The sequence below is a fragment of the uncultured Jannaschia sp. genome (assembly GCF_947494025.1).
In the GTDB taxonomy this organism is placed as follows: Bacteria; Pseudomonadota; Alphaproteobacteria; order Rhodobacterales; family Rhodobacteraceae; genus Jannaschia.
On record NZ_CANLTQ010000001.1, the window covers coordinates 483070 to 497982 of the forward strand.

Below are 14913 nucleotides of genomic sequence, written 5' to 3' on the forward strand. Positions count from 1 at the left end.
ATGAGAGCCTCCCTCGCCGCCCTCCTGCTGATCCTGACCGCTTGCGGCGAAACGCAGTATTTCGCGCCGCCGCCCGCCACGACGGAGGTCCGCGTGAACGTCGCCGCGGAGTCGATCCAGGTGAACGAGGTGTCCATGCCGGAATACGCGATCAACCAGGAGATTCCGATCGAGCAGCCGGACGGCAGCCTCGTCACCAATACCGACCGGCTCTGGGCGGACCTGCCCGACCGCGCGTTGCAGGGCGCGTTGGCGCGGCACCTGAACATGATCACGGATGCCCGTGTGGCGGTCGAGCCCTGGCCGCTCTCGGGCTTCCCGGAGGCCGAGGTTTCCGTTTTCGTGGAGGACATGATCGTGCAATCCACGGGCATTCTGCGCTTCGCCGGAACCTACGCCGTCCGGTCCGAAACGGGACGCGACCGGGTCGGGAACTTCTCGATCGCCACGCCGGTCGCCGATACCGAAAACTACACTGCGATCATCGCCGCCCACGAGGCAGCCTGGCTGCAGCTGGCGATCGATCTCGCGCGCGATCTCTGACGAGGCCCCGGGCGGGCGCAAAGTCGGCGGCGACGCTCGTTTCGAGGGACCGGCGAGCTTCGATGTGCAGGTTCCGCAAGACAGCGCGGAAAGGCCGCGGGATGGTCCTTATCGGCAATGTTCAGGATCGGGAACCGGCCCCGCCCCTTTCCCGCGCCAGATGATGACAAGCCCCGACAGGACGATGAAGGCGGAGCCCACGAGCGTGATGACGCCCGGTCGTTCGCCGAACAGGGCGATGCCGAGTCCGATGCCGAACATGAGCCGCGTGTAGCGGAACGGCGTGACGGCGGACACGTCGCCGGTCCGCATCGCCCGCATCAAGAGAGCATAGGCCGCCACGCCCACCGGCACGGAGGCCGCGAGCCACAGCGATGCCTTGTGGTCCGGAACCACGAAGTGCGCGCCCTGCCAGACCGAGAACAGCACACCGGCAATGAGAACGGCGAGAAAGCCGTAGAGCCCCAGGATCGGCGTGGCGAGCGACCGCGGCGCCGCGCGGCTCGCGAGGTCCCGCCCCGCAAAACCGATCATGCCCAGGATCGCCAGGACGGAGAGCGAGGAGAACTCGTCCGTTCCGGGCCGCACGATCACCAGCACACCGATCATCCCGAGCAAGATCGCCCCCCATCTGCGCCACCCCACCCGTTCGCCGAAGATCGCCGCCGCGCCGGCCACGACGAGGAGCGGGGTCGCCTGCAGGATCACCGTCGCGGTCGACAAGGGAATCAGGGCAAGGGCGAGAGCGTAGAACAGCCGGCCCGCGATCTCGAACACGATTCGCGCCCGCATCGGGCCCGAGACGACGCCAGGGCTGAACAGGGGCTGCGCACGGAGCCGCGCCAGTCCGGCGAAGAGAAGGGCGCCGCCGAGGCCGAACAGGATCAGGATCTGTCCGATCGGCACCGTGTCGGCGGTCGCCTTGATCAGGGCGTCCTCAATGGCGAAGGCGGCCATGGCGCCGATCATGTATGCCCCGCCGAGGAGATTGTCCCGATACTCCGCGGCGATGGGGGTCACGAACGATCCTTTCGAGCGATCCGGGGGCTTCACCGTTACGGGTGCGGCAAGGATGCTGGGGGTCAGAGCTTCGACGATCCGTCACGTAACTCGCGGTGATGCGGGTCGTTTGCCTCTACCGCGAGGGATCTCGTGCCGCAATCACCTCGACACCCTCAAGGCTCGTGTCAAAAATCTTCCATGTCCGCCATCGAATCGGTCAGCCGGCACGTTCGGCGTAGCGGTGCCATCCGCCCGTTCCGTATTCCCGCCGGAGCGGATCCGTGCGGTGGAATACTCGGCTCGGGATGACACCCGCCTCCGAGACGGTCGGAACCAGATGAACGCGACATTCAAGATGAGCATTTCCGTCGAGGAAGAGGTCACACCAACCTCGACGCTTTTCGCCTTCGACAGGCAGGTCACCGAAAGACCGGCCCATCGTGGCGCGTTCGGGTCAACTGGTGCCGCTGAAGGGACTCGAACCCCCGACCCCATCATTACGAATGACGTGCTCTACCAGCTGAGCTACAGCGGCACCGTGGCGGCGTCCTAGCAGGGGTCCGAGGCCGTTTCCAGCCCCGAATTCACTACATGCGCGAGGTTCCCGAGGTCGTCGGCGCCTCGTCCCGCGGTGCCGACGGCGAAGACCCGGCCGATAATGTCTCGACCGGCTCCGCATCGTGCCGGGGCGCTGTCGCATCGACTGGGGCGTCCGCGTCGCGCGTTCCGTGCTGGCCGACCCGAGCCTCGGACGCCGCCTCCCCCGACGGCCCGATCAGCAACGGCAGCATCTCCGAGGAGAGCGTCGCCGTGCCGGACACGCCGGTCCCGACCTCGCGCCATTCGAGGCTGTCGAACGCCTCGCAATGCGTGCAGACCGGCAGCCAGTCCGCATGCACCGTGCCGCAATTGTCGCAGACCCATTGCGGCCCTCGCGACGCGGTCAACGCCTTGGCGAGCCAGCCGCGAACCACCGCCTCGGAGGCCCCTTCGCCCCGTTCGATCGCCGCCATCAGCGACAGGGAGCGTGTCGTCGGATGCGTTTCCCACGTTTGGCCCAGAGCCCGCCGCGCCCCGGGAAAATCCTCGGCCGCGAGGTGGAGCTCGGCGTCGAGCATCCGCGTCTCGGGCGCGTCGGGCGCCACCTTCAGGAACGGCTGGAACCGCTTGATGCGCGCAGTCGGCGTTTCGCCCGGCTCGATATCGGCAAAGGCCGCGGCCAGATCGGGATGCGGTGTCTTCGCTCGGGCGATCCGGAGGACCTTGGCCGCCCGGCGGCGCTCGCCCGCCTCGGTATGCGCGCGCGCGGCGAGCACCGCGGCGGGGACCAGCTCGGGCGACAGGCGGTTCGCTTCGAGGATCTCCGCACGCGCCTTGGCGACGTCGCCGTGGGCGAGCTGGTCGCGCGCGTCGGCAAGGCTCAACACCGCCTCGCGTCGCTTATAGACGTCCTTCGGAAGCGCGCCGGCCTTGAGCTTGGCGGTCAGCACGCGTCGCGCACCGTCCCAGTTCTCGTCGCGCGCCTGAAGGCGCAGGAGCGTGTCCTGCGTTTCGACATGGCGCGGCTTCAGCGCGAAGGCCTTCTCGGCGAGCTTCATCGCCGTGTCCGTGTCGCCCTCTTCGAGCTTCTGCAGCATCAGGCCCCGGATGCCCACGAACCGTGTGCGGTCATGCGTGACGAGCTCCTTCCAGGCCTCGCGCGCCCGGTCCCGCTCGCCCGCCGCCTCCGAGGCCTGCGCCACGAGCAGCGTCGTCACTTCGGGTCGCTGGAGATAGCGCTCCGCCTTCTGTGCCTTGGCTGCCGCCTCGCGCGCCTCGCCGGAGGCCAGCGCGATCAGGCTGTCGGACAGCGCGTCGTAGCCCTTACGCTCCCGGTTGCGGTCGAAATACGAGCCGAGCGCGGTGTCGTCGCCATTGACGAAGCGGAGTGTCGCGATCAGCAATCCCGCCAGCTTGAACAGCACCCAGAGCGCCAGCATCAGCGCCAGCGCGCAGACGACCACCATCAGGGGCGGAAGCACGTATTCCTGGTTGTTGAAGGTGACGAGCACCTCGCCCGAAACCGACAGGAGCCATTGTACGCCGAAGGCCAGCGCCACGATGAGCGCCACGAAGAGCAGGATCTTGAACAGCGACCAGAGCATCGAGAATCCTCACCCGTCCTTCAGAAATTCGTCCGCCGCCGCGACGGCCTCGGCGCGCGTCCGTGCGCGCCGGGTCCATTCCGACAGCACGGCTCGTGCATCCTCGGGCAGCGCGGCGATCTCGTCCAGTGCCGCCTCGAGGTCTCCCGCCCGGACCGCCGCTTCCGCACGGCTCAGCACGGCGTCGGGGTCGTCGCCCTCGCGCGGCTCGAGCGAGCGGGCGTTGAACGCGTTGCGGAACAGCGACGCGACACCGGGTTCCGTCTCCGCGGCACGCGCGACGCGCAGCGCCTCGCGGGCCAGGGCCGGGAAATCCGATCGGAGCTCGTCCAGCGTCGCCACGCCGTTGTCGGCCGCGTCGAACAGCGCCCAGGGCGCGGGCCCGAGCACGGCAAGCGGCTCGGCATACGCCGCGCCGGATTCCAGCGCGATCGCGATCTGGTTGCGCGCCGCCTCGCGGGCCTGCGCTTCGGCATCCGCCTCCACGTCGTCGGCCCGCGCCGACACCTCCGACAGCCGGCTCTCCACGCTGTCAAGCCGGGGACCGAGATCGCCGCGAAGCGTCTCGAACTCCCCCGACAGGGATTCGAACTCGCCCGAAAGGGACTCGAAGTTGCCCGACAGGGTATCGACATCGCCCGAAAGGGTGTCGATCCGGTCGGCAAGGTCCGCGCGGAAGGATTCCACATCGGAGCCCAACGTCTCGACCTGTGCCCGCAACGCCTCCATCGCCTCCGCCGTCAGCGGCTGCGCCTCGAGATCCTCGATCCGCGCATCGAACGCGCCCAGACGGTCGGTCAGATCGTTCTGCGCGCTTCGGATCGCTTCAAGATCGGACTCGTCGATCACGGCCGTCGAAGCCGGCCGGGCGGAAAGCTCGGCGATCTCGGCCTCCACCGCGGCGATGCGGCTGTCGTCGACGACCGGGGGGACGACCTCGCTCGGCGGCTCGTCCTGCAACAGAAAGGTCGGCACCGCGTAGCCAATCGCCCCCGCGACGAGACCGCCCAGAACGAGGGGCAGGAAGCCCGGTCCGCGCTTCTCGGCGATCTGCGGCTGCGGCGTGGGGGCAGCGGCGGTCGCGCCGTCCGCTGGCCGTGCCTCCTCCCGCCCGGAGGCGGCTTCGCCCGACGGCGCGGCAGTCCCGGGAGCGCGCGGATCGGCGTCAGCCTCAGACCCGGACGCCGCCCCCGCGACCTCGTCGGGCGCCGCCCGCGAGGTCGCCGGGGCCGACGACGGGTCGATCGCGTCCACCGCCGCTTCGTCGGCCGGCGCTTCGGCTTCGGTCGCGGCGGGCGCGCCGTTCGACGTCGTCGCGTCGTCCGGCGTGGGTTCGCCCGTGGTCGTGCCGTCGGCCGGCGACAAACCTGCGTCCCCCGCCGTCGTCTCACCCGGCGCGATGACCTCGTCGTCCGACGGCGCGATCGCCTGGTCCGCCGGAGACGCCTCGTCCGATGCCTTTTTCCGGCCGGTCTCGGGAACGCCGGTGTCGGTCGTCGCGGGCACGTCGGCCTTGCCGGTCGTCTCGCCGTCGTCCTTCGCAGCAGAGGCGTCGGTTTCCGGACCCATGGTGAAATCGGTCCGGGCCGGCGTGTCGAGAGCGTGATCGGTACCCGTCTTCGCAGGCGGTTTCTTCGTGCTTCGCGCCAAGACGTCCCCTCCGGCAATGGCCGGGAGGTTCCCGGTCGATTGGCTATACCTAGACCGAGCGTCCGCGCCCCTCAACAGGCGAAGCCCCCAAATTCGCGAGGATCGTGCGAAGCATGGCCGACCCGTCCGGCGTTTCCGCGATCCCGCAGGGCGGGACGGGGGATTCCGCCGCGACCGCGTCGCTCAGGGCGACGACGCGCAGATGCGCGCGAAGTTCCCCCGGGCATTCCGCGCGAAGAATGGCGGCCGTGCGGGGGGAGTACAGAGGGACCAGCGCAGGCCCCTCCGCCAGCAACGACCGGGCTTCCGGCGACAGGGGCAGCGCGTCCTGCCGGTAGATCACCGCATCGCCCGCCGCGAGGCCGCGTGCGCGAAGCGTGCCGGCGAGATCGCCCCGCTGCACCGCGCCGCGCAGGTGGACGAGCGGCGGCGCGTCGCGCGGCACGCGATCCGTCAGCGCCGCCGCGTCCGGCACCACGCCCCGGACGTCGAAGCCGGCCGCCCGCGCCGCCGCCGCCGTGCCCGGCCCGACGACCCAGGCGGGCAGGCCCCGCCGCCCGCCGAGTGCCACCCACGCCCGCACCGCGTTCCCCGAAGTCAATAGCGCGCCGCCCGCCACGTCCGGCAGGCTGTCGCCCGGGACGATCGCGATCAGGGGCGCGATCACGATGCGTCCGGCCCCCGCCGCGCGGAGCGTCTCCGCCAACGCCTCGGACTGGTCCCGGGGCCGGATCAGAAGGATCGGCATCGCCTGCATTGTTCCCTCCATCGGGCCGCGCTAGGGGACGGGGCGCGACACTGGACGCGGGCGGAACATGACACAAGAGGTGACGGTTCTGGGGCTCGAAAGCTCCTGCGACGACACCGCCGCGGCCGTGGTCCGGCGCGGCGCCGACGGGCGCGGCACGATTCTGTCCAACGTCGTGCTGGGCCAGGACGAACTCCATGCAGGCTTCGGCGGCGTTGTCCCCGAGCTCGCCGCCCGCGCTCATGCCGAGAAGATCGACCTCGCCGTCGAGCGGGCGCTGGCGGCGGCGGGCCTCCACCTCGGTAGCTGCGACGCCGTCGCGGTCACGGCCGGTCCGGGCCTGATCGGCGGGGTGCTCGCGGGGGTGATGTGCGCGAAGGGCCTGTCCGCGGCGACCGGCCTGCCGCTCCTCGGCGTGAACCACCTTGCCGGGCACGCGCTGACGCCACGATTGACGGACGGGCTCGCCTTCCCCTACCTCATGCTGCTGGTTTCCGGCGGCCATTGCCAGTTCCTCCGGGTGGAGGGGCCGGACGACTTTGCACGGCTCGGCGGCACGATCGACGACGCGCCGGGAGAGGCGTTCGACAAGGTTGCGCGCCTGCTCGCCCTGCCGCAACCCGGCGGTCCCTCGGTGGAAGCCTGCGCCGCCGGGGGCCGGGCGACGGTTCCGCTGCCGCGACCGCTGCTCGACCGGGCAGGCAGCGACCTGTCCTTCTCCGGGCTCAAGACGGCCGTGCTGCGCGCGCGGGACGCGGCGGTGGCGGCGCATGGCGGGCTCCCACGGGAAGCGCGTGCCGATCTCTGCGCCAGCTTCCAAACGGCGGTGGCCGAGGTGCTGGCCGAAAAATCCCGCCGGGCGCTCGCCCTCTCGGACGTCACCGCCTTCGCCGTCGCCGGCGGGGTCGCGGCGAACCGGACCCTGCGCGCGGCGCTCGAAGACGTGGCGGGGGCGGCGGGCGTGCCCTTCGTCGCGCCGCCGCTCGCGCTCTGCACCGACAATGCGGCGATGATCGCCTGGGCCGGAACGGAGCGGTTCGATTCCGGCGCCTTCGACGACCTGTCCCTCGCCGCCCGTCCGCGCTGGCCGCTGGACCGGGCGGCGGCGCCGATGCTGGGCTCGGGCAAGCGCGGAGCGAAGGCGTGATCGGCGTCGCGGGGGCCGGGGCCTTCGGCACCGCGCTGGCCGTGACGCTGGCGCGCTCCGACCGGGAGGTGCGCCTCTGGGGTCGCGATGCCGCCACGATGGCGGAGGCCGCGCGGACACGCCGTCTGTCCCGCCTGCCGGACGTGACGCTGCCCGAGGCGGTGCGCCCGACCGGCGCGGCGGACGACCTCGCCGCCTGCGACACGCTGATCCTCGCGATCCCGATGCAGCGGTTGGCCGAGGCGCTCGACGGTCTGCCCCGCGCCCCGCGCCATGCCGTCGCCGCCTGCAAGGGCGTGGATCTGGTGCGTTTGCATGGGCCGACCGCGATCCTGCGGGCGGCATGGCCCGAAACCCGTACGGCCATCCTTTCGGGGCCGAGCTTCGCCGCCGACATCGCCCGCGGCCTGCCGACCGCGCTGTCGCTGGGCTGCGAGGATCCGGAGGCGGGCCTCGCGCTGCAGGCCGCGCTTTCGACCCCGACGCTGCGACTTTACCGCACGACGGACGTCGCCGGGGTGGAGCTGGGCGGGGCGCTCAAGAACGTGGTGGCCATCGCCTGCGGCGCGGCGATCGGGGCGGGCCTCGGCGAATCGGCGCGCGCGGCGCTGATGACGCGGGGCATGGCGGAGATCATGCGGCTCGCCGAAGCGATGGGCGCGCGGCGGGACACGTTGATGGGCCTGTCGGGGTTGGGCGACCTCGCCCTGACCTGCGCCTCGCCGGCTTCGCGGAACTTCGCGTTGGGCCTCGCCCTCGGACGCGGCACGGCACCGCCCGAAGCGACCACGGAGGGCGCGGCGACAGCGACCGCCGCCCTGCATCTCGCCCGCCCGCGGGGCATCGACCTGCCGGTGACGCGGGCGGTGGACGACCTTGTGGCCGGACGGGCAAATGTCGAGGATGCGATGCGGTCCTTGCTGGATCGCGAGCTGAAGGACGAATGACCATGCTCCATGCCCTCATCTGCACCGACAAGCCCGGCCATCTGGAGGTTCGCAAGGCGAACCGCGACGCGCATCTGGCCTATCTGAAGGCCGATCCCCATGTCACGCAGGCCGGGCCCTTCGTGAACGGGGCGGGCGAGATGTCGGGTTCGCTCATCCTTTTCGACACGGAGGACCGCGCCCATGTCGAGCGCTTCGCGGAAGGCGACCCCTACGCGCGGGCCGGCCTGTTCGAGGATGTCCGGATCGAAACGTGGAACCGCGTCATCGGCGGATGAAGTACTGGCTCTTCAAGTCGGAACCCTCCGTCTGGTCCTGGGACGACCAGGTCGCGCGCGGCGCGGCCGGCGAGGAATGGGACGGCGTGCGCAACTACCAGGCGCGCAACTTCATGCGGGAGATGGCCATGGGCGACCGCGGCTTCTTCTACCACAGCCAGTCCGCGCGCGCCGTGGTGGGCGTGGTCGAGATCAGCGCCGCCGCGCATCCCGACAGCACGACGCAGGACGAGAGGTGGGACTGCGTCGACATCCGCGCGGTGACGCCGCTCGCCGCGCCGGTCACCCTCGCCAAAATCAAGACGGAACCCTCGCTGGCGGAGATGGCGCTCGTGCGGAACAGCCGGCTTTCGGTGCAGCCCGTCACGCCGGAGGAATGGCGGCGGATCTGCGCGATGGGCGGGATCGACCCGGAGATCTGAGAGCGGACGCTCTGGACAGGAGCAGCCCCCTCCCCTACCCCGCCCGAACGCAGCGGAGGCGCCGATGACCGACCCGACCGAGACTCCTGCCGACGACCGTCTGATCGTCGCGCTCGACGTGCCGAACGCGCTGGCGGGGCTGGAGCTGGCCAGGCGACTCGGCGACGCGGTATCGTTCTACAAGATCGGGCTCGGCATGCTGACCGGCGGCGGGCTGGCGCTCGCGAGCGAACTCAAGGCAGAGCACGGCAAGCGTATCTTCCTCGACATGAAGCTCTTCGACATCGGCGCGACGGTGGAGGCGGCGGTGCGGGGACTCGCGCAATTCGAACTCGACTTTCTGACCGTCCACGGAGACCCGCATGTCGTCGCGGCCGCCGCGCAGGCGAAGGGGACGACGAAGATCCTCGCCGTGACCATCCTGACCTCGCTCGACCGCGACGACCTCGACGCCGCGCTGATCGCGCCGGGCGAGGTGGCCGACCTCGTGGCGGAGCGTGCCGGGCGTGCCTTCGCCGCCGGAGCGGACGGCGTGATCGCCTCCCCGCAGGAGGCCGCGACGATCCGCGCGCTGCCCGAAGCGGCGGGCAAGCTGATCGTCACACCGGGTGTGCGGCCCATGGGGGCGGCCTTCGGCGACCAGAAGCGCGTCGCGACGCCGGCGGACGCCATGCGCGCCGGGGCCGATCACGTCGTCGTGGGTCGGCCGGTCTGGCAGGCGGCCGATCCGGCGGCGGCGGCGCGAGCGATCCTGAGCGAACTGCGTTCCCCGCGGGCGAGGCGGCCGGACGTCCGAAGCACGCCCGGTGAACCGTAAGTTCGAACCCGCTCCCCCACCGAGGCAATCAGTCTCCGAACAGGCAGGCGCGATCGAACGATATCAGTCGCTCACCGGCGCGACCGGATCGCCGTTCGCGTCCAGCCCGTCGGGCGACGGCGTGACGATGCCATCCGCGCTCTCGGTCGCCGGGCCCTCGTCGGTCTCGTAATAAAGGTTCGGCAGGACGAAAAGCACCAAGGCGCCGCCGACGATGATCGCGATGATCAGGCCGATGTAATAGTTTTTCTTCGACTTTTCCGGCACTGGCGCGTCGTCGGGTTCCCTGACCATATTCATCTCCCGTATATGTCCGAAGCAAAACGGCTCGCGGCACCCGCCTGTTCCATCGGATCGCGCCGTGCGGAATGCACCGGTGCCCGTGACGGACCCCGGTGCGATGCGCGGATCAGTTCCCGGTGCCCTCGACGGTGCCGCCCTCGGTGACCGGGGCGTCCACAACGGGTGCGCCCCCATCCACGGCGGGCTCTTCTACCGTGTCTGCGCCCGCGAAGACGAAGAAGTACAGCAGCACCAGGATGACGACGGCCCCGATGATCAGCCAGAGCGTGTTGTTGCTCGACCGCTTCGTCGGCGTGGTCGTGTTCGTCCGGGTCGTGGTGTCGGTACGGTTCGGGTCGGCCATTCTCATCTCCCTCGAGATCATGGGTGAACACTACAACAAGGTGAGGTTCCGACCCGCCGGGCAAGCGCGACGCGTCGCAGCGCCGTATCTCGGCTCCTAATTGCCGAGCGTCCCCTCGGCGTCGTTGCTGTCGATCACCGTTGCATCGGCGCCCTCGGGCGAAAGCACCGGCGCCTCCGAGGCGAAAAGCAGCGCCCACAGCACGACCACTACGATGATGGTCGCGAGGACCACCAGCAGGATGGTGCCGCGGCTCCGGCCCGAGCCCTTGATACGGGTAGGATCGTCGCTCATGCCGAGGCCACGCCGGGATCGGCGCCCATCGACAGCAGCAACACGACAAGGAGGATGCCCACCACCGCCGCCAGCGCGATCCAGAGCCAGTTGCGGCTCTTGCGGTCGGTCGGCGTTTCCACGGCGGAATGGGAGGAACCGGCGGGGGGCGCGGTCGTTCCGGCGGGACGGGTCCCGGTCGCCGGATCGTCCGGGCGCGGCGTCGTCTTCGGATCGGTGGCGGCCATCTGCCCTCTCCCAAGTCGCAGGAACGTGATCGTTGTTCTCGAACAACCCGGCCCGCGCGAATCCGGTTCCCCCGCCCGGCCCACACCCTGTAGACAGCGCCCATGCCCGCGATGTGCCGCCAATGCCTGACCACCTTCGAGGCGGGGACGCGCTGCCCGTCCTGCCGGTCGCCGCGCGTCACCTCGCATCCGGAGCTTTTCGAGCTTTCCATCGCGCATATGGATTGCGACGCCTTCTACGCGAGCGTGGAGAAGCGTGACCGGCCGGAGCTCGCGGACAAGCCGGTCGTCATCGGCGGGGGGCGGCGCGGCGTGGTCTCCACCTGCTGCTACGTGGCGCGCATCCGCGGGGTGCGCTCGGCCATGCCGATGTTCGAGGCGCTCAAGCTCTGCCCCGACGCCGTCATCATCAAGGGCCGCATGGACCTCTACGTGGAGGTGTCGCGCCAGGTCCGCGCGATGATGGAGGAGCTGACCCCCGCCATCGAGCCGCTGTCGCTCGACGAGGCGTTCCTCGACCTTACCGGGACCGCCCGCCTGCACGGCGCCCCGCCCGCGTTGATTCTGGCGCGGCTGACCAAGCGGATGCGCGACGAGATCGGCATCACCGGTTCCATCGGGCTCAGCCACAACAAGTTCCTCGCCAAGATCGCCTCCGACCTCGACAAGCCGCGCGGCTTCTCGGTGATCGGACGGGCAGAGACCGAGGCGTTCCTTCTGCCGAGGAAGGTCGGCATCATCCACGGCATCGGCCTCGTGGGCGAGGAAACGTTGCGCCGCGCCGGAATCGAAACCATCGCCGACCTGCGCCGCTGGGACCGGCGCGATCTCGCCCGCCGTTTCGGGTCGATGGGCGATCGGCTCTGGCATCTCGCCCGGGGGGAGGACCATCGGAGCGTCCGCGCGAACCGGCCGGTAAAATCGATCTCCAAGGAGACGACCTTCCACGACGACACGGCCGACCGCGACATCCTCGACGGCCATATCTGGCGCCTGTCGGAACAGGTTTCCGCGCGCGCCAAGGCCAAGGGGCGCGCGGGGCGGACGGTCGTGCTGAAGCTAAAGCAAGCAGACTTCGCGACGGTCACCCGCCGCCGCGTCCTCTTCGAGCCCACGCAAATGGCCGACCGCATCTACCGGGAGGCCCGCGCGCTCTTCGACGCGCTCGGGCCGACGGGTCCGGCCCGTCTCATCGGCGTGGGACTCTCGGATATCGTGCCGGCGGATCAGGCGGACCGGGCAGGCGACCTGCTCGACCCGGACGCCGCCCGCCGCGCGGGGGCCGAACGCGCCGCCGACGCGATCCGCGCGCGGTTCGGAACCGCGGCGATCGTGAAGGGACGCGCGCTGCGCTGATCTATTCGGCGGCCATGTCGCGCAACCCGGCGAGTTCCGCACAGATCCGCGCCAGCGCTTCAGTAAGAAGCCGCTGCATCTCATCGAAGGATCGGGAGGGCCGGATGCGAACCTCGTCGAGATAGAGCGCCCGGTCGATCTCGATCTGGATCGCATGCCGGCCCTCGCTTGGGCGTCCGTAGGTCTGCGCGATATAGGCGCCGGCGAAGGGCGTGTTGCGGGCCACCCGGAAGCCGAGCTCGGCGAACACGGCTTCGACCCGGTCCATCAGATCGGCGGCGGCGGAGGCCCCGAACCGGTCGCCCAGGACGACCTGAGGCGTCGCGCCTTGCGGCCCCGCGCCCTCGATCGCCTCGTGGGGCATGGAATGGACATCGAGCAGGACCGCCTGCCCGAACCGGCGGTGCGCGGCGTCCATCAGCTGCTCGAGCTGCGCGTGGTAGGGCCGCCAGACCCGGTCGATCCGCTGTCGCGCCTCCCGGTGGCTGATCTTCCCCTCGTAGATCGCGCGGCCCTGCGCCACCACCCGGGGAATCACGCCGAGCCCGGAGCTGATGCGCGGATTGGTCTGCCCGCGGGGCAGATCGCGGATCACCGCGGGATCGAGCTCCTCCGGCGCGCGGTTGAGGTCGAGGAAGGCACGCGGCATCTCCGCCGTCAGGAGCGGCACGCCGAGCGCCGGCACCCGCTCGAGCAGCACGTCGACATAGGCGTCTTCCGAGGATCGGATACGCTCGCCGTCCAGCACGCTCGCGGTCAGGAAATCCCAGTCGTATTCGCGTCCCGAATGCGGACTCGACACGACGAGGGGGGCGGTCGCGACGGCCGGCTCCGTCAGGCGGAAGGTCTTGCGCAGCATGGGAACCGGGCCTCCTTGTTCCGCCCTGATAAGGCAGTCGCGAAACACGAGAAAGCCCCCTTGCACGACAAGGTGAAAGACTCTATCCACCGCGCACCTGATCGACGGGGGGCCGGACTTCCATCCGAATCCCTCGACGTAACGGGGGGCGATTAGCTCAGCGGTAGAGCACTTCGTTGACATCGAAGGGGTCACTGGTTCGATCCCAGTATCGCCCACCACGCCATCCTCCGGGACGGCACGAATTCATCGTCCCGCCGTGCGGGGCACGAGAGAAACCCGAGGCGTCCTAGCGCGCCGAGACGAAGGAGAGCCGACCCATGAAGGTTCGCAATTCCCTCCGGTCGCTGAAGAACCGCCACCGCGATTGCCGCGTGGTGCGCCGCAAGGGCCGGGTCTACGTGATCAACAAGACACAGCGGAAGTTCAAGGCGCGCCAGGGCTGACGCCGCGACCGGACGTTTTTGGGGGCCGCCCTTCGGGAGCGGCCCCTTTTTCGTTGGTTCCTGCCGCGATCTCCCCGGACGACCCTGTCCGAATACGTGCGGTTCAAACCGGGCCACCGAATTTCGGACGGCAGGAACGCAACGGCACGTCGTGCCGTTCCTGCTCCGGAAGGACGAAGCCATGGCACCGATCTACAAACTCCCCGCTGCCGGCTTCGCCGCGACGGCGATGACCTACGGGCCGGCCCGGATGGGGTTCGGCCTGTTCCTGTCGGATTTTCGCGAAACGTTCTCGATCTCGACCCAGGTCGCGGGTCTGATCGCCGGCCTCGGCTTCTTCGGCTTCCTGCTGGGGCTGCTGCTCGCGACCTTCCTCACGCGGCGCTTCGGGCCGAAATTCGCCGTGGTCGCGGGGCTCGCCGCCGCGGCGGGGGGCATGGCCCTGATCGCGGGCGCGCCGGGCCTGCCGGTCTTCGTCGCCGGAGTGTTCCTCGCCATGTCGAGCGCGGGCTTCACTTGGGCACCGTTCAACGACGCCGTCCACGACGAGATCCCCGACGGATCGCGGGCGCCGACGCTCTCCGTGATCAGCACGGGGACCAGTCTCGGGATCGCGGCCGCGGGGCTGACGGCGCTTGGCCTGAACGCGGCGGGCCTGTCCTGGCGCATGGGATGGACCGGCTTCGCGGCCGCGTGCGCGCTCGTCCTGCTGGTGAACTGGCTCGCATTGCCGCGGGGGGCGGGGACCGAAGCCCCGGTGACGAAGCGGCAATGGCGCGATCTACGGGAACGCTCGGCGATCCCCCTCTATATTATCGCGCTGTCCTTCGGGACGACCTCCGCCATCTATATCTCCTTCGCGGCCGAGCGCGTCGCGGCGTCGGGCGGCCTGCCCGGAATGCCGGGCGCCGCCTCGGCCGCGATCGTCTTCGTCCTCTACGGCTTGGTCGGCCTAGCCGGGCTCGGCACCGGGCGGCTGGAACCGTTGCTCGGGCTCGCGAACCTGCTGCGGCTGCTGATGGCGGCCTCGACCGCATCGCTCCTGCTTGTGGCGCTGACGCCGACCTCGTGGATCGGCATCGGCGTGTCGGCCGGGCTGCAGGGCGTCTTCGTGATGATGATGAGCGCGGTGCTGGCCTTCTGGTCGGAACGTCTGTTCCCCGCGCTGCCGGCCTTCAGCTTCGCCGCGGTGCTCCTGTTCGTGGCCACCGGCAGCGTGCTCGGGCCCATCGCCGCGGGCTTCGTTTCCGGCGTCTTCGGGCCGACCGCGATGTTTGCGGCAGCGGCCGTCGTCCCGGGGGCGACGGCCCTCATGCTGCGACCCGGCGCGATCCAGGCACGCGCCGTGGCGGCCTGAGCGCCGCCCGGACGCGATCACCGGGCGGCG

Annotated in this window: 18 protein-coding genes and 2 tRNA genes; 10 read left to right on the forward strand and 10 right to left on the reverse strand. The window is 70.3% G+C overall.

The window, feature by feature from the left end; translation table 11 throughout:
- On the forward strand, nucleotides 1–543 hold the full coding sequence (locus tag Q1B08_RS02390; RefSeq protein WP_299814133.1) for a PqiC family protein: 543 nt from the start codon (nucleotides 1–3) through the stop codon (nucleotides 541–543).
- A 108-nt stretch (nucleotides 544–651) separates the two neighbouring features.
- Here the strand turns inward: Q1B08_RS02390 and Q1B08_RS02395 are convergent, their stop codons facing one another.
- From Q1B08_RS02395 to Q1B08_RS02415, 5 genes are all read right to left on the reverse strand, one after another.
- Nucleotides 652–1512: a DMT family transporter gene (locus Q1B08_RS02395; protein ID WP_299814897.1), complete on the reverse strand. Its 861-nt coding sequence runs from the start codon at nucleotides 1510–1512 to the stop codon at nucleotides 652–654.
- 492 nt (nucleotides 1513–2004) lie between these two features.
- Nucleotides 2005–2080: transfer RNA gene (locus tag Q1B08_RS02400), tRNA-Thr, on the reverse strand.
- A 52-nt stretch (nucleotides 2081–2132) separates the two neighbouring features.
- On the reverse strand, nucleotides 2133–3689 hold the full coding sequence (locus Q1B08_RS02405) for a heme biosynthesis HemY N-terminal domain-containing protein (RefSeq protein ID WP_299814136.1): 1557 nt from the start codon (nucleotides 3687–3689) through the stop codon (nucleotides 2133–2135).
- Between the two features lie 9 nt (nucleotides 3690–3698).
- Complete coding sequence (locus Q1B08_RS02410; protein ID WP_299814139.1) at nucleotides 3699–5339, reverse strand: mitofilin family membrane protein; 1641 nt, start codon at nucleotides 5337–5339, stop codon at nucleotides 3699–3701.
- 49 nt (nucleotides 5340–5388) lie between these two features.
- Nucleotides 5389–6096 (reverse strand): uroporphyrinogen-III synthase, encoded by a 708-nt coding sequence (locus Q1B08_RS02415; RefSeq protein ID WP_299814142.1) that lies wholly within the window; start codon nucleotides 6094–6096, stop codon nucleotides 5389–5391.
- A 58-nt stretch (nucleotides 6097–6154) separates the two neighbouring features.
- On the opposite strand from Q1B08_RS02415, the gene tsaD reads away from it, so the two are divergent.
- The 5 genes from tsaD (at nucleotide 6155) to pyrF (ending at nucleotide 9698) form a co-directional block, all read left to right on the forward strand.
- Nucleotides 6155–7234 carry a tRNA (adenosine(37)-N6)-threonylcarbamoyltransferase complex transferase subunit TsaD gene (gene tsaD / locus Q1B08_RS02420; RefSeq protein WP_299814145.1) on the forward strand — a complete coding sequence of 360 codons (1080 nt, stop codon included), beginning with the start codon at nucleotides 6155–6157 and terminating at the stop codon, nucleotides 7232–7234.
- Nucleotides 7231–8181, forward strand: coding sequence for an NAD(P)H-dependent glycerol-3-phosphate dehydrogenase (locus Q1B08_RS02425; RefSeq protein ID WP_299814148.1), 951 nt, complete (start codon nucleotides 7231–7233; stop codon nucleotides 8179–8181). The genes tsaD and Q1B08_RS02425 overlap by 4 nt, the downstream gene beginning before the upstream one ends.
- 2 nt (nucleotides 8182–8183) lie before the next feature.
- On the forward strand, nucleotides 8184–8459 hold the full coding sequence (locus tag Q1B08_RS02430) for a YciI family protein (protein ID WP_299814151.1): 276 nt from the start codon (nucleotides 8184–8186) through the stop codon (nucleotides 8457–8459).
- On the forward strand, nucleotides 8456–8881 hold the full coding sequence (locus Q1B08_RS02435) for an EVE domain-containing protein (protein WP_299814900.1): 426 nt from the start codon (nucleotides 8456–8458) through the stop codon (nucleotides 8879–8881). The genes Q1B08_RS02430 and Q1B08_RS02435 overlap by 4 nt, the downstream gene beginning before the upstream one ends.
- 64 nt (nucleotides 8882–8945) lie before the next feature.
- Complete coding sequence (gene pyrF, locus Q1B08_RS02440; RefSeq protein ID WP_299814154.1) at nucleotides 8946–9698, forward strand: orotidine-5'-phosphate decarboxylase; 753 nt, start codon at nucleotides 8946–8948, stop codon at nucleotides 9696–9698.
- A 63-nt stretch (nucleotides 9699–9761) separates the two neighbouring features.
- Here the strand turns inward: pyrF and Q1B08_RS02445 are convergent, their stop codons facing one another.
- From Q1B08_RS02445 to Q1B08_RS02460, 4 genes are all read right to left on the reverse strand, one after another.
- Complete coding sequence (locus Q1B08_RS02445; RefSeq protein ID WP_299814157.1) at nucleotides 9762–9992, reverse strand: hypothetical protein; 231 nt, start codon at nucleotides 9990–9992, stop codon at nucleotides 9762–9764.
- A gap of 115 nt (nucleotides 9993–10107) precedes the next feature.
- Nucleotides 10108–10344 carry a hypothetical protein gene (locus Q1B08_RS02450; RefSeq protein ID WP_299814160.1) on the reverse strand — a complete coding sequence of 79 codons (237 nt, stop codon included), beginning with the start codon at nucleotides 10342–10344 and terminating at the stop codon, nucleotides 10108–10110.
- 96 nt (nucleotides 10345–10440) lie between these two features.
- Complete coding sequence (locus tag Q1B08_RS02455) at nucleotides 10441–10638, reverse strand: hypothetical protein (RefSeq protein WP_299814163.1); 198 nt, start codon at nucleotides 10636–10638, stop codon at nucleotides 10441–10443.
- A complete protein-coding gene (locus Q1B08_RS02460; RefSeq protein ID WP_299814166.1) occupies nucleotides 10635–10865 on the reverse strand; it encodes a hypothetical protein in 231 nt (76 codons plus the stop codon). The genes Q1B08_RS02455 and Q1B08_RS02460 overlap by 4 nt, the downstream gene beginning before the upstream one ends.
- Nucleotides 10866–10967: 102 nt before the next feature.
- Here Q1B08_RS02460 and Q1B08_RS02465 point away from each other — a divergent pair, with 102 nt between their 5' ends.
- The gene (locus tag Q1B08_RS02465; protein WP_299814169.1) at nucleotides 10968–12221 is read left to right on the forward strand and encodes a DNA polymerase IV; all 1254 of its coding nucleotides are present in this window, start codon (nucleotides 10968–10970) and stop codon (nucleotides 12219–12221) included.
- A gap of 1 nt (nucleotide 12222) precedes the next feature.
- On the opposite strand, the gene Q1B08_RS02470 is transcribed toward Q1B08_RS02465, so the two are convergent.
- Nucleotides 12223–13080: an N-formylglutamate amidohydrolase gene (locus tag Q1B08_RS02470; protein ID WP_299814172.1), complete on the reverse strand. Its 858-nt coding sequence runs from the start codon at nucleotides 13078–13080 to the stop codon at nucleotides 12223–12225.
- Nucleotides 13081–13226: 146 nt separating this feature from the next.
- Between Q1B08_RS02470 and Q1B08_RS02475 the strand changes: the two genes are divergently transcribed.
- From Q1B08_RS02475 to Q1B08_RS02485, 3 genes are all read left to right on the forward strand, one after another.
- A tRNA-Val gene (locus Q1B08_RS02475) sits at nucleotides 13227–13301 on the forward strand.
- Nucleotides 13302–13400: 99 nt separating this feature from the next.
- On the forward strand, nucleotides 13401–13526 hold the full coding sequence (gene ykgO, locus Q1B08_RS02480; protein ID WP_068338904.1) for a type B 50S ribosomal protein L36: 126 nt from the start codon (nucleotides 13401–13403) through the stop codon (nucleotides 13524–13526).
- Between the two features lie 181 nt (nucleotides 13527–13707).
- Nucleotides 13708–14883, forward strand: a complete 1176-nt coding sequence (locus Q1B08_RS02485) for an MFS transporter (RefSeq protein ID WP_299814175.1) — start codon at nucleotides 13708–13710, stop codon at nucleotides 14881–14883.
- The last annotated feature ends 30 nt before the right edge of the window (nucleotides 14884–14913 follow it).